Raw genomic sequence first — 12,735 nt, 5'->3', positions numbered from 1 at the left:
GTGGGGGAGGCGGCGGCGTTATGCCGCCTGTTGATTCGCCGGTGCAGCGGCGGCTTGCTGTTCGCCGTTGAGCCACACCATCTTGGCGCGCAGCTTCTTGCCCACTTCCTCGATCGGGTGTTCCAGATCGGCCTGTTTGAACTTGTTGTAGCTCGGCAGCCCGGCTTCGTATTCGGCCACCCAGTTCTTGGTGAAGGTGCCGTTCTGGATATCGGTCAGCACGTCCTTCATGCGCGCCTTGGTGCTGGCATCGATCACACGTGGCCCGCTGACATAATCGCCGTATTGCGCGGTTTCGGAAACGAACTCAAGCATGCGGGTAATGCCGCCTTCGTAAAACAGGTCCACAATCAACTTCAATTCGTGCAGCACTTCGTAGTATGCGATTTCCGGCTGATAGCCGGCTTCCACCAGCACTTCAAAACCAGCCTGCACCAGCGACGAGGCGCCGCCGCACAGCACCGCCTGCTCGCCGAACAGATCGGTTTCGGTTTCTTCCTTGAAGGTGGTCTTGATGATGTTGGCGCGCGCGCCACCCAGGCCGCCGGCATAGGCCAGTGCGAGGTGTTCGGCCTTGCCGCTGGTGTCCTGGTACACCGCATAGATGCACGGCACGCCGCGGCCGATTTCATACTCGCGCCGCACCAGCGCGCCCGGGCCCTTGGGCGCAACCAGCACCACGTCCAGATCGGCGCGCGGCCGGATCATGTCGAAATGTACGTTCAAGCCATGCGCGAACAGCAGGCAGGCGCCCTGCTTCATGTTCGGGGCGATGACGTCTTCATAGAGCTTCTTCTGCACCATGTCCGGGGTCAGGATGGCGACAAGATCCGCGCTCTTGACCGCCTCGGACGGCGCCACGACGGTGAAGCCATCGGCCTGCGCCTTGGATTCGGTCGGGCCACCGGGGCGCAGGCCGACAGTGACGTCGAAGCCGGAATCGCGCAGGTTCAGCGCATGCGCGCGGCCCTGGCTGCCGTAGCCGATAATCGCGATTTTCGGTTGGGTGTCGTTGCTCATGGGTTGTCCTTACGGGGTTGGCAGTTGAGATTGGCAGTGGATAAACGGATCAGCCGGCAGTGCAGACACTGGCCGGCTGAGCAAAGCGGGGATGAGCGATGGCACTGCGCGGGCAACCACAAACATCAGCGTCTGACTGGGCAGTGCTGGGTCGTTTGGCGGAAGTGGCAGTGATGTCGTTCATGTCATTCGAAACTTTTGGTGGTCCCTGAAACGCGAAACCCCGCGCCGTTGCCGGTGCGGGGTCTGATCGAAGCCTTGTGTGTGTTGCCTACACGAAGTCTCGTCCCGCACCGGTTGGCGAGGTAATAAGTACGAGCACGAGAAGCGACGCAGCCAGCGCGCCGGAGGGCGCGGCCATCAGAGCGTTCGAGGTGGTGTGGCGGTGCGTCATGTGTCTGAGATAACCATCGCAGCAACTAGGGTGTCAACCCTTGCGCATGAAACATCCGCATCAATTTGCAAAGTCGCGTGCAAAGCCCCGTGGCAGCTGCATGGTTACCGTTGAAACCGGATCGATGCAGCACAAGAAGCGCTGACGACGGTCACCATCTGCGCGGCATCGGGTGCGTTGCTAAGTGTCGATTGAACGGCAGGGCACAGCCCCGCTGGTATGGTTGGCAGTTCATTACTTTGGTTTCATGGGGGCCATCAGTGATGCGTCGCGTACCTGTGTTGTTGGTGTCTGCTCTGGCGCTGCTTGCGCCGCCCCTCTGCGCTGCCGACCGCGTCACCGGGCAGCCGTTTGCTACCCGCTCGGAGGTCATCGCGCCGCATGCCATGGCCGCCACCTCGCAACCGCTTGCGACCCAGATCGCATTGGATGTGATGAAGGACGGCGGCTCGGCGGTGGATGCGGCGATTGCAGCCAACGCGGCGCTGGGCCTGATGGAGCCAACCGGCAATGGCGTGGGCGGAGACCTGTTCGCGATCGTCTGGGACCCCAAGACCCACACGCTCTATGGTTACAACGGCTCGGGCCGCTCGCCCAAGTCGCTGACGCTGGCCGAGTTCCAGCGCCGTGGCTTGAAGGACATTCCGCCGACCGGCCCGCTGCCGGTGTCGGTGCCCGGCGCGGTAGATGGCTGGTTTGCGCTGCACGAGCGCTTCGGGCGCAAGCCGATGGCGCAGAACCTGGCGCCGGCAATCCGCTACGCCCGCGAAGGCCATCCGGTGGCCGAAACCATCGCCTATTACTGGGACCGCTCGGTGCCGCGCCTGTCGCAGTACCCGGGTTTCAATGAACAATTCACCATTGACGGCCATGCCCCGCGCAAGGGTGAGCTGTGGAAGAACCCCAACCTGGCCAACACGCTGCAGCAGATCGCCGATGGCGGCCGCGATGCGTTCTACAAGGGCGACATCGCGCGCACCATCGGTGCGTACTTCAAGGCCAATGGCGGCTACCTCAGCTATGAGGATCTGGCCAGCCATACCGGCGAGTGGGTCGAGCCGGTGTCCACCAATTACCGCGGCTATGACGTATGGGAGCTACCGCCCAACAGCCAGGGCATCGCGGCGTTGCAGATGCTCAATATTCTGGAGGCCTACGATTTCTCCAAGATTCCGTTCGGCTCGGCCGAGCATGTGCACTTGTTTACCGAAGCCAAGAAGCTCGCCTTCGCTGACCGTGCGCGGTTTTACGCCGACCCTGCATTTCAACCGGCACCGTTGGCAAAATTGATTTCCAAGGAGTAAGCCAATCAGCGCCGTGCGCTGATCTCGATGGATAAGGCGCTCAAGGAAGTGCAGCCGGGCACGCCCAAGCAACTGGAAGAGGGCGACACCATCTATATGACCGTGGCCGATGCCGACGGCATGATGGTCTCGCTGATCCAGTCCAACTACCGCGGCATGGGCAGCGGCATGGCGCCGCCGGGGCTGGGCTTCATCCTGCAGGACCGCGGCGAAATGTTTGTGCTGAAGAAGGATCACCCCAACGGCTACGCGCCGGGCAAGCGGCCCTTCCAGACCATCATCCCGGCCTTCGTCACCAAGGACGGCAAGCCGTGGCTGAGCTTCGGCGTGATGGGCGGTGCGATGCAGCCACAGGGGCACGTGCAGATCGTGATGAACCTGGTGGACTTCCATATGAACCTGCAGGAAGCCGGCGACGCACCGCGCATCCAGCATGAAGGTTCCACCGAGCCCACCGGCCAGGCCACTGCGATGAGCGATGGCGGCGAGGTCAATCTGGAAACCGGCTTCTCCTACGACACTATCCGCGCGCTGATGCGCAAAGGCCACCGGGTGATCTTTGCCGATGGCCCGTATGGCGGGTATCAGGCGATCGCCCGCGGCCCGGTCAGCGGTGTGTACTACGGTGCTTCGGAAAGCCGCAAGGACGGCCAGGCGGCCGGATACTGAGCGCGCGTTACGGCCGAGGTTGTCGCTCAACTCCGGCCGCCGCGCGCCGCTAATCAAGGGATGTAGCAGGAGCCCTCATGAACTCGATGCAACAGCCGGACCCGTCGTCGCAGACCCAGCCGGCCATGCTCCCGGATGCGCCGGTCGCTTTGTTGCGGCTGTCTGCCGAAGCCTGCCTGGTGGCCTGCAACCGCGCCGGACTGGATGTGCTGGGCAAGACGGCGGCCGAACTGCAGCGCGCGCCGGCCTCGGTATTGTGGGGATTAAGCGCCGCCGATCTGGTTGGCGAAGAGGGCGTCTGGGCTGCCCCGGGCGACGACCCGGCGCGGCGCGTGCGCTATGTGCGCGACCGTGAGCACGGGGGCTGGATGCTGTCGCTGCCGCATGTGGAAACCGCGATCCTGCTGCGTGAAGCTACCCGTCTGGCCGACGGCAGCCGGCCGGTGCCGATCTCGCCCCTGCTGCAGCCGCTGGTAGCGCGCCTGCAGGCCGAACACGAAGACCGCACGGTGCTCGAGCGCACCGCGCAAGCGCTGGCCAGCTGCGAACTCGACCTGCTGTTGCCGCCGGGGCTGGCGGAAACCGAGATGGGTCGCCGGCTGCAGGCCGGGTTCGGCAATCTGGCCGAGGCCATCCGCCAGGCGGTGGCCTTGTCGGTGCAGATCGCCGCCGAAGTGCCGCCGCTGGTGGCCGAAAACGATGAGATGGTGCGCCAGTCGCAGGCGCAAAACGAGGCGCTGGATGGCGCGCGCACCGCGGTGGTGCGGCTGTCGTCGAGCCTGCAGGACGTTAACACCGAGTTGGCGCAGGTCATTGCGCTGGCCGCCAGTGCCGATGACAGCGCACGGCAAGGCGTGGCCGCGGCGCATGCGCTCGGTCAGGCCATGCACGAAGTGGAGCGCCGGGCGTCACGTGCAGGCGAAGTCATCGAAGTCATCGATTCGGTGGCGTTCCAGACCAATATCCTGTCGATCAATGCCAGCATCGAAGCCGCGCATGCCGGCGATGCCGGCCGTGGCTTTGCAGTGGTCGCCACCGAGATCCGGCGTCTGGCCGAACGCGCCGCCGCGGCGGCACGCGACGTCCGCGCGATTCTGGCTGAAACCAGCGCCGCAGTCGGCGAGGGTGCGGCTTCTGCACGTGACACCGAAGCAGTGCTCGATGGCATCACCCGCGTCCTCGGGCAGGCCAGCAGCGCGATGACCACGGTGGCCGGGCGCATCCAGGCCCAGGACGGTGAGATTCGCGGAATTGAGCGTGCGGTGGACGGTGTGGTTGCATTGGGCCGCAGCAATCTGCAGCACGCCGCGCATGTGGCCGAACGCAGCGAAGCGCTGGAACGCGGTACCGAAACTCTGCGCGATTGCGTTGGCTTGTTCCGGCTGCCGCCGGATCAGCTGCAAGTGCCCAGGCACGCGCAGGTCAAGGAACTGGCTGTCGCCACTGCCGGCAAGATCGGCACAGCACTGGCGCAAGTGATCGCGCGCGGGCAAATCGACGAAGCGGCGTTGTTCGCGCGTACCTACACGCCAATTGCCGGCGTGGAGCCGCCCAAGTTCAGCACCGATTTCGATGCGGTCTGCGATCAAGTATTGCCGGCGTTGCAAGAGCCGCTCCTGGATGCGCACCCGTGGATCGTGTTCGCCATCTGTGCCAATCCCGATGGCTATGTGCCCACCCACAATCTGCGCTTCACCCAACCACTGACTGGCGATGCCAAGCGCGATCTGGTCGGCAACCGCACCAAGCGCAAGTTCACCGACCGCGTCGGCCGCAGTGTGGGCGCACACACCGACCCGTACCGCTTGCAGGTCTATCGTCGCGATACCGGACAAATCATGTTCGACCTCTCCGCGCCGATCTTCGTCGGCCGCAAGCACTGGGGCGGGCTGCGGGTGGGCTATACGCTGGAGTGACGCCGTAGGGTGTACCCGCGCACTCAAAAAAAGCCGCCGAAGATCGGCGGCAGGGAGAGAGAGCAGGTTTCTTGTTGTAGTGACTGCAGGGTAGCGGTGTGATGTGCCGTGGAAATGTCCGCGCATGTCGCCATCGCCCTGCCATGTGCCAGTCGCTCGCTTGCGTGTTATCGCGCTGGTGTAGGAGGTGCTATTGGTCGAGCAAGGATCGGAATAGGTATCGAAGCTGTCCGATGCGCCCAGATACAGATCTTCGATCGATGGTGCGCGGAAACCGGTGGCGTAATTGCCGGGAATCAATAGGTCGGCGACCGGCCTACACTTGAAGCCGAACTTGCTGTTGGTGGTGCTGCCGAAGGTGTTGTAGTCCGAATAACGCACTGCTGCGCTCAATTCCAGCAACTGCGCACCGGGCACATCTTTCAGCAGTGGAATGGCCACTTCGGTGTAATAGTCGTTGAGCGTGTACGAGCCAGAGGTGGGCGTGAACGAATTGCCAGAGGTGTAGCCGGCCGAGATCAAGGCATCCGGTGAGGAGAATCCGCTTTCCTCGCGGTGTTCGACACCGGCGGCAAAACTGATCCAGCCGGCGGGCAGCTCGAACAGATCGCCGGTGAGGTTGGCGGTGAAACTGCTGTTCTTGTATTGATACGTGTTGTGTGCGGTGAACAGGATGTAGTCCAGCATTTCCTCCGGTCACGCCACCGGCCGGCGACAACGGATTAAACGGCACGCAGCCGGCAATGACGGCACCGCCACTGTCCAGGCACACAAGGTGCCATTGACGATGCCCGATGCACCGAGCGCGTTGCTGAGGTTGAGCAGGTTGACATCGCCGTACTGGGTTTCGGTTTGGTCGGTCTGATTGTGCGCAAAGCCGACATCCCAACTGAACTGCCTGTCCGCAAACTGGAAGTCGCCTTCCAGCCCGGTGTACACGTGCGAGGTCTTGACGTCCTGCTGGTAGGTGCGCGCGAATGCGGTCAATCGATGCGACCAGCCGACATCGCGCCCATCGCCACCGTAGGCGCTGTTGTAGGGGTTGTAGTAGCTGTCGCCGCTTAACAGGATGCCGGTGTTGACCGAGGCCAGCGGAAAGCCGGCCAACTGCTGCGACGACTGGCGGCGGTTATAGAGTCCATCGAACTTGAAGCGCACGTTGGAGCGTTGTCATAGTCATATGTATGGCGGTTCCCCGGTAGAGGAGGAGCGACAGCGCGATCCCCGTTGAATGGCACACTTGCGTGCGTGCGGTGGCATCGGCAACACGTAGGCCTAGCGGAAATTTAACGAGCGGGTTCCGCCGCCGTTTTTCGTTAATCGGCACCTTGTTGCGTTACGACGCGCGCAATGCATGCGCGCGTCACCCAATGCCTGGGCGAGGCTGGGCGTGTGCTACCACGGCGTGGGATGACCTGCGCGGACATATGTCGCGGTCATGCGCGACAACCTTGCTGCGCTCAACAGCAGCTATGTACGCTCGCTGCGTTACGGTATGCGTTGTGGATAGCCCGTGACATTGTTTTCGCCGTGCAACCCGCGATGTGGTTTAATCGCCGCCGAAGTGGGGGTACCGCAGCGCGCTGCGGTTGAGATAGTCCCTTGGAACCTGATCCGGCTGATACCGGCGTAGGGAAGCTTCGTCAGATGCGATGGTTCGTGCGTGCACGGGTCATCGGTATCGAGCGCCGCCGCTTCGTCCGCACTGCGACTCCTTCGCAGCGCCAGCCATTAGGACGAATGCCATGAACGCCGCGCCCACCGTTTTGCAGCAACAAGCCCAGTCGTTGTCCGAGGCTGTGACTCAGCCGATTCCCGGTTCACGCAAGATCTTCGCGCAAGGCTCGCGCGCGGATCTGCAGGTACCGATGCGCGAGATCGCGTTGACGCGTACGCCCACCTTGTTCGGTGGCGAAGAGAATCCGCCGCTCAGCGTCTACGACACCTCCGGGCCCTACACCGATCCCCGGGCGGCCATCGATCTGGCCGCTGGTCTGGCGCCGCTGCGCGCGCAGTGGATTGCCGAACGTGGCGACACCGTAGCGCTGGAAGGGTTGAGTTCCAGCTTCGGGCGTGGCCGCGAGCACGATGCGCGCCTGGATGGCGTGCGCTTTCCGGCACGGCGCTTGCCGCGGGTCGCGCGCGAGGGCGCCAACGTCACCCAGATGCATTACGCGCGCCGCGGCATCATCACGCCGGAAATGGAGTACGTGGCGATCCGGGAAAATCAGCGTCTGGAGGCGGTGGCCGATGCGAGCTTGCGCAAACAGCATCCGGGTGAAGCATTCGGCGCCTCGATCCAGCAACGCATCACACCGGAGTTTGTGCGCGACGAAATCGCGCGCGGGCGCGCGATCCTGCCCAACAATATCAATCACCCCGAAAGCGAGCCGATGATCATCGGCCGCAATTTCCTCACCAAGATCAACGCCAATATCGGCAACAGCGCCGTGTCTTCGGGCATTGCCGAAGAAGTCGAAAAGCTGGTGTGGTCGATTCGTTGGGGCGGCGATACGGTAATGGATCTGTCCACCGGCAAGCACATCCATGAAACGCGCGAGTGGATCATCCGCAACTCGCCGGTGCCGATCGGCACGGTGCCGATCTATCAGGCCTTGGAAAAAGTCGATGGGCGTGCCGAAGCGCTGACCTGGGAAATTTTCCGCGACACCTTGATCGAACAGGCCGAACAAGGCGTGGACTACTTCACCATCCACGCCGGCGTACTGCTGCGCTACGTGCCGCTCACCGCAAAACGCGTCACCGGCATCGTGTCGCGTGGCGGTTCGATCATGGCCAAGTGGTGTCTGGCGCATCACAAGGAGAATTTTCTCTATACGCACTTTGAAGACATCTGCCAGATCATGAAGGCTTATGACGTGGCGTTTTCGTTGGGCGATGGCTTACGCCCGGGCTGCATTGCCGATGCCAACGACGCGGCGCAATTTGGCGAACTGGAAACGCTGGGCGAATTGACCAAACTGGCGTGGAAACACGATGTGCAAACGATGATCGAAGGCCCCGGCCATGTGCCGATGCAATTGATCAAAGAGAACATGGACAAGCAGCTGCGCGAATGTGGCGAGGCGCCGTTTTATACCCTTGGGCCGCTGACCACCGACATCGCGCCGGGCTACGACCACATCACCAGCGCGATCGGGGCGGCGATGATCGGCTGGTTCGGCACAGCAATGCTCTGCTACGTCACTCCGAAAGAGCACCTGGGTCTGCCCAATCGACAGGACGTGCGCGATGGCATCATGGCCTACAAGATCGCTGCGCATGCGGCCGACCTCGCCAAGGGGCATCCGGGCGCGCAGGTGCGCGACAACGCCCTGAGCAAGGCGCGTTTTGAGTTCCGTTGGGATGACCAATTCCATCTCGGCCTGGATCCGGAAAAGGCCAAGGAGTTCCACGACGAAACGCTGCCCAAGGGCGCGCACAAGCTGGCGCACTTCTGTTCGATGTGCGGGCCACATTTCTGCTCGATGAAGATTACTCAGGACGTACGCGATTACGCGGCCGAGCACGGCATGGGCGAGGCGCAAGCGTTATCGACAGGAATGCAGGAAAAGTCGGCGCAGTTCTTGGCGCAGGGTGCGCAGGTGTATCGCCCCACGTGATGCGTTACATCGAGGCGTTTCATAAACGCCATGCAGCGCCCGCTTAGGAAAAATTCAGTTTGGTATTGCCAGATCGCATCGCGGTGCGCAAGTGCCGCGGTGCGGTTGGATTGCAAGCGATTACAACGGATAAGGGTTTCAGCCGGTTTAGCTGAATCGCAGATAAAAAAATCGCGCCAAAGGCGCGAAGGATACGTCGTAATTATTTGAATTCGTCGGCGAGAGAGAGAGAGAGCCTGACGCTGCCGCCTGTCATAGGAAGCAACGAGGCATAGCGTAAAATTTGCACCAAATGGATGCATGACACAGTCAGTCGTGGTCCTTTGCCGAATTTGGCGTTTCGCGCGTTGTGCGATGCGCTCTTGTAGTCCTTTGCATGCCAATGCGTGTTTTTTGCCGATGAGTGTTCCTCCCTTTATTGCAATGCCATCGGACCGGCTGCGTGTCGGTCAGTGCGTGGTCGACGTTGCCTCGCGCGAGGTACACGCGCCGGGTGCAAAGCGACCGCTGCGTCTGGCGCCCAAATCCCTGTCGGTATTGCTGACCCTGGCGCGACAGCCGGGCCAGGTGGTCACGCGTGAGCAACTGCTTGCCGAGGTCTGGCCCGATACCTTGCCGACCAACGATGTGGTGACCCAAGCGGTCACGCAGCTGCGCAAGGCGTTTGCCAGCCACGGCGGGCAGCGTTCGGAGCATATCGAGACCATCGCCAAGACCGGGTATCGCTTGATGGCGGCGGTTGTGTGGGAAGCGCATGCAGCGGTATCGACGACTCTGCCGCATGAGGCACCTGGTGTGCACTCGCCGCAGCCGGCGCAAGCGGACGATGGGGCTGTATCCGCATCCTTATCGGTGTCCGAGCAGTCCGGCGCTGCGCAACATATTCACTCCTACGCCACGCCCACGCAGCCTGTAGAACCAGTCGCTGCGCGGCCGGCCGCGTCACGGCAGCGGCGTTGGATGGCGCTGGCAGTTGCCGGTGTGGCGTTGCTGGTCGTGCTGGGCCTTGCAGTACAGACCATGTGGCATCGGGGTCCGGCACCTGAGGCTGCGCAAGCGCCTGCCGTCTTGGGCAGCCCCAAACGGCCGTATCAAGTAATTACCGCAGGCGGTGGATTCGATCTCACCCCGAGCCTGTCGCCGGATGGTGCGATGGTGGCGTATGCCTCGCTGACCGGCGATCGCGCCGGCACTTCGATCCTGGTCAAAACTACCGACAACGCCTATCCCCGCGTACTGGAAACGCCGGCGCCAGGCAGCTCCGATCGCTTGCCGGCGTGGTCGCCGGATGGGCGTGAGATCGCGTTTTCCCGGCAGGCGCGCGATGGGGTTTGCCGGGTCATGATTGCCGCCGCCACCGGGCCGGCTGCGGCACGCGAAGTAGCGCGTTGCGACGGTGCGGACATGCTGAGCTTCAGCTGGTCGCCGGATGGGCGCGCACTGGTGTTTGGCAGCATGACCGGCACGCATGGCGCGGCACGCCTGCGTCGCCTGGATTTGGAAACCGGGCAGTGGCAGACGCTGGATTATTCTGCGCAGGCCAGTGATTTCGACTACGCGCCGCGTTACTCGCCCGACGGGCATTGGATCGTGTTTGTGCGTAATCCGCAGCTTGGCGATCTGTGGCGGATTCCGGCTCAAGGCGGTGCTGCCGAACGGCTCACCCATGACAACGCCGATATCCGTGGCTGGAGCTGGTTGCCCGACGGCAGCGGGCTGATCTTCGGGCGTCGCGTGGACAGCGAGGCGCGGCTGTATCGGCTCGATCTGATTGACAGCAGCCTGCACGACCTGGGCGTAGACGATGCGCAGGCACCGGATGTGGCGCACGGCCATCTGGTGTTCGTGCAACGCAAACCGCAATTCGGCATGTATCAAGTCATTCACGACAGCATGAATGGTGGCTACATTCGGCGCCGCTTGTTTCCTTCCAGCGGGCGCGACGATCAGCCAATGATCGCGCCGGATGGACACCAGCTGATCTTTGCCTCCAATCGCTCCGGTACGTACGGGCTGTGGTGGGGCGATGTCAGCAAGTCCAGCTCGGTGCGCCTGATCGAAGGGCTGCGCCCGGATTCGCGTCAGGCCGCGGACTGGTCGGCCGATTCGCAACGTGTGCTGGTTAGCGGCAGCGATGCGAACGGACATGCTGCACTATTCGAAGTGACCCCAAGTACCGGCAAGGTCGTGCGACTGGCGGTGCCGCAACCGCGCCCATTGCAGGCGATCCATCTTCCCAATCCCGCGCACTTGCTGGTACTTGCCGCCGCAGACGACGGGCATACCTTCGCAACGCTCTACGACCGGCGCAGCAGCCCGTGGCGTGCGCTGGCAACGCTGCAGGACGTGTCGCAGTTACGACTGGACCGCGTCAGCGGACACGTGCTGCTGACGCGTCTTAGCGGCGGTGGCGTCTGGCAGATCGCGCCATCGCTTGCCGCAAATAGCTTGCAAGCCGTCGATCCGCAGCAGCCATCGCGCTGGCGCTATCGCAGTTGGGCGCCGGGAATGAATGGCCAGCTGCATTACCTGTCTTCGACTGATACCTGCGCCACCTATGACGGCGAGTTGCGCAGCGGTCGCGGCCAGTGTCTGGACGCGGCAAAGTTCTCCACGATCAACGGTTTTAGTCTGGACCCGCACGACGGTGCACTGTATGTGGCGCTGGCAGAAGAAGATGGCAGTTCCCTTGCCTACATGCCGCTGCCGCAGCGTTCCGTTGCGTCCATCGGTGTCTTGGCTAACCTGTTGTCGGTATTGAGAAAAATCGCCTCGTAAGTTCTTCGGAAAGGCTTCGTGGCAATTTCGGCACAGTTTCGTCAGAACTTCCTGACTGACGCCGCATTCGGCAAAACACTACGCCCTCTTTTGTAAAGGGGGCTGCCAACATGCAACAGGTCATCACCGCAGATCGTGGGCTTGCGCTCGCGCTGGATAGTGCCAGCGAGTCCACATCGACCACCTGTCTGGCGGTCTCTCGGCTCGGCAGCATCCGCACCAACGCAGCAACGTTCACGTTGTGGGTGCAGCTGCGTGGACGCGCGTGGGTGGAATCCAAGGAGGGACGGTTCCGCTTGCGTGCTGGCGACTGGATCGCCTTCGACAAAGACTCCCATCCCACCGTGCAGGCAGACCGCAGCGCGCTGTGTGTGGGCGTCAGCCTGGACAGCGATAGTCTGCAATCACTCACCGAGCTGACCGACGCCACGTTGTATCCGGGCCGCGCCCAGTTGTCGCGCAGCGATCTGCGCATTGCACTGCGGCTGTGGCGTAACGCCGCGGCACAGAGCGGTAGCGCCCCCGCCCGCCCGTTGCTGCTGCATCTGGCGGCGATGCAGCGCGACTTCACCGAACAAGAGCAGCGTTGCCCTGGCCGCTCGCGTAGCCGTCGGCGTCAGGTGTTCGGCCGCATGCAGCGTGCTCGGCTTTATCTGGAAGGCAATAGCGACCGCGTGGTGCGTATCAGCGAACTCGCGCAGCTGACCAACTTCTCCAGTTGGTACGTTTCCAAGACATTTCAAAGCTTGTACGAAGAAAGTCCGCAGGCGCTATCGGCACGCTTGCGCCTGGAACGTGCCTCCGATTTGTTGCGCGATACCTCAATGATGATCGGCGAGGTTGCAGCTGCAAGCGGCTTCGACAATTGCTGCAGTTTCGCGCGTGCGTTTCGTGCGCGCTTCGGTGTCTCCGCATCGCACTACCGCGACCAAATGGCAAATCCGCCAGATTCGGCAAAGCCACGTAGCGTGACGCGCAAAGCGACGGCGTTCACGCAATCGTAATTTGCACAGCGGCGTTAACGCGCCACT

5 protein-coding genes, 2 pseudogenes and 1 riboswitch are annotated in these 12,735 nt (G+C 62.6%); of the genes and pseudogenes, 5 read left to right on the top strand and 2 right to left on the bottom strand.

The genetic code is table 11. The features are described from left to right. Positions 1 to 18 precede the first annotated feature (18 nt). Entirely contained in the window at positions 19 to 1,020 is a 1,002-nt protein-coding gene (gene ilvC / locus KWO_RS19345) for a ketol-acid reductoisomerase (RefSeq protein ID WP_010376783.1), read from the bottom strand. A 657-nt stretch (positions 1,021 to 1,677) separates the two neighbouring features. Here ilvC and ggt point away from each other — a divergent pair. Then, positions 1,678 to 3,387 (top strand): annotated as a pseudogene (ggt, locus tag KWO_RS19340) (gamma-glutamyltransferase). 77 nt (positions 3,388 to 3,464) lie between these two features. Continuing rightward, positions 3,465 to 5,303 (top strand): methyl-accepting chemotaxis protein, encoded by a 1,839-nt coding sequence (locus KWO_RS19335; protein WP_017112960.1) that lies wholly within the window; start codon positions 3,465 to 3,467, stop codon positions 5,301 to 5,303. A gap of 168 nt (positions 5,304 to 5,471) precedes the next feature. Here KWO_RS19335 and KWO_RS19330 read toward each other — a convergent pair. Beyond that, positions 5,472 to 6,464, bottom strand: a pseudogene (locus KWO_RS19330) (TonB-dependent receptor domain-containing protein); the annotation flags it as partial. A 395-nt stretch (positions 6,465 to 6,859) separates the two neighbouring features. Further along, positions 6,860 to 6,957, top strand: a riboswitch (TPP riboswitch). 91 nt (positions 6,958 to 7,048) lie between these two features. Between KWO_RS19330 and thiC the strand changes: the two are divergent. The 3 genes from thiC (at position 7,049) to KWO_RS19310 (ending at position 12,708) form a co-directional block, all read left to right on the top strand. Next, a complete protein-coding gene (gene thiC, locus KWO_RS19320) occupies positions 7,049 to 8,926 on the top strand; it encodes a phosphomethylpyrimidine synthase ThiC (protein WP_010377185.1) in 1,878 nt (625 codons plus the stop codon). A gap of 423 nt (positions 8,927 to 9,349) precedes the next feature. After that, positions 9,350 to 11,704: a winged helix-turn-helix domain-containing protein gene (locus KWO_RS19315; protein WP_010377181.1), complete on the top strand. Its 2,355-nt coding sequence runs from the start codon at positions 9,350 to 9,352 to the stop codon at positions 11,702 to 11,704. 110 nt (positions 11,705 to 11,814) lie between these two features. Then, on the top strand, positions 11,815 to 12,708 hold the full coding sequence (locus KWO_RS19310) for a helix-turn-helix domain-containing protein (RefSeq protein WP_010377179.1): 894 nt from the start codon (positions 11,815 to 11,817) through the stop codon (positions 12,706 to 12,708). Positions 12,709 to 12,735 lie beyond the last annotated feature (27 nt).

This window comes from Xanthomonas vasicola pv. musacearum NCPPB 4379 (genome assembly GCF_000277895.2).
Lineage (GTDB): Bacteria > Pseudomonadota > Gammaproteobacteria > Xanthomonadales > Xanthomonadaceae > Xanthomonas > Xanthomonas vasicola.
The sequence above is the reverse complement of the archived record's forward strand: the minus strand, read 5'-3'. Positions and strand labels throughout refer to the sequence as shown.

What these genes read in the sequence shown, in the direction of transcription:
- thiC (WP_010377185.1), top strand. Translation starts at nt 7,049, where the DNA reads ATGAACGCCGCGCCCACCGTTTTGCAGCAACAAGCCCAGTCGTTGTCC.
- ilvC (WP_010376783.1), bottom strand. Translation starts at nt 1,020, where the DNA reads ATGAGCAACGACACCCAACCGAAAATCGCGATTATCGGCTACGGCAGC.
- KWO_RS19310 (WP_010377179.1), top strand. Translation starts at nt 11,815, where the DNA reads ATGCAACAGGTCATCACCGCAGATCGTGGGCTTGCGCTCGCGCTGGAT.
- KWO_RS19315 (WP_010377181.1), top strand. Translation starts at nt 9,350, where the DNA reads ATGCCATCGGACCGGCTGCGTGTCGGTCAGTGCGTGGTCGACGTTGCC.
- KWO_RS19335 (WP_017112960.1), top strand. Translation starts at nt 3,465, where the DNA reads ATGAACTCGATGCAACAGCCGGACCCGTCGTCGCAGACCCAGCCGGCC.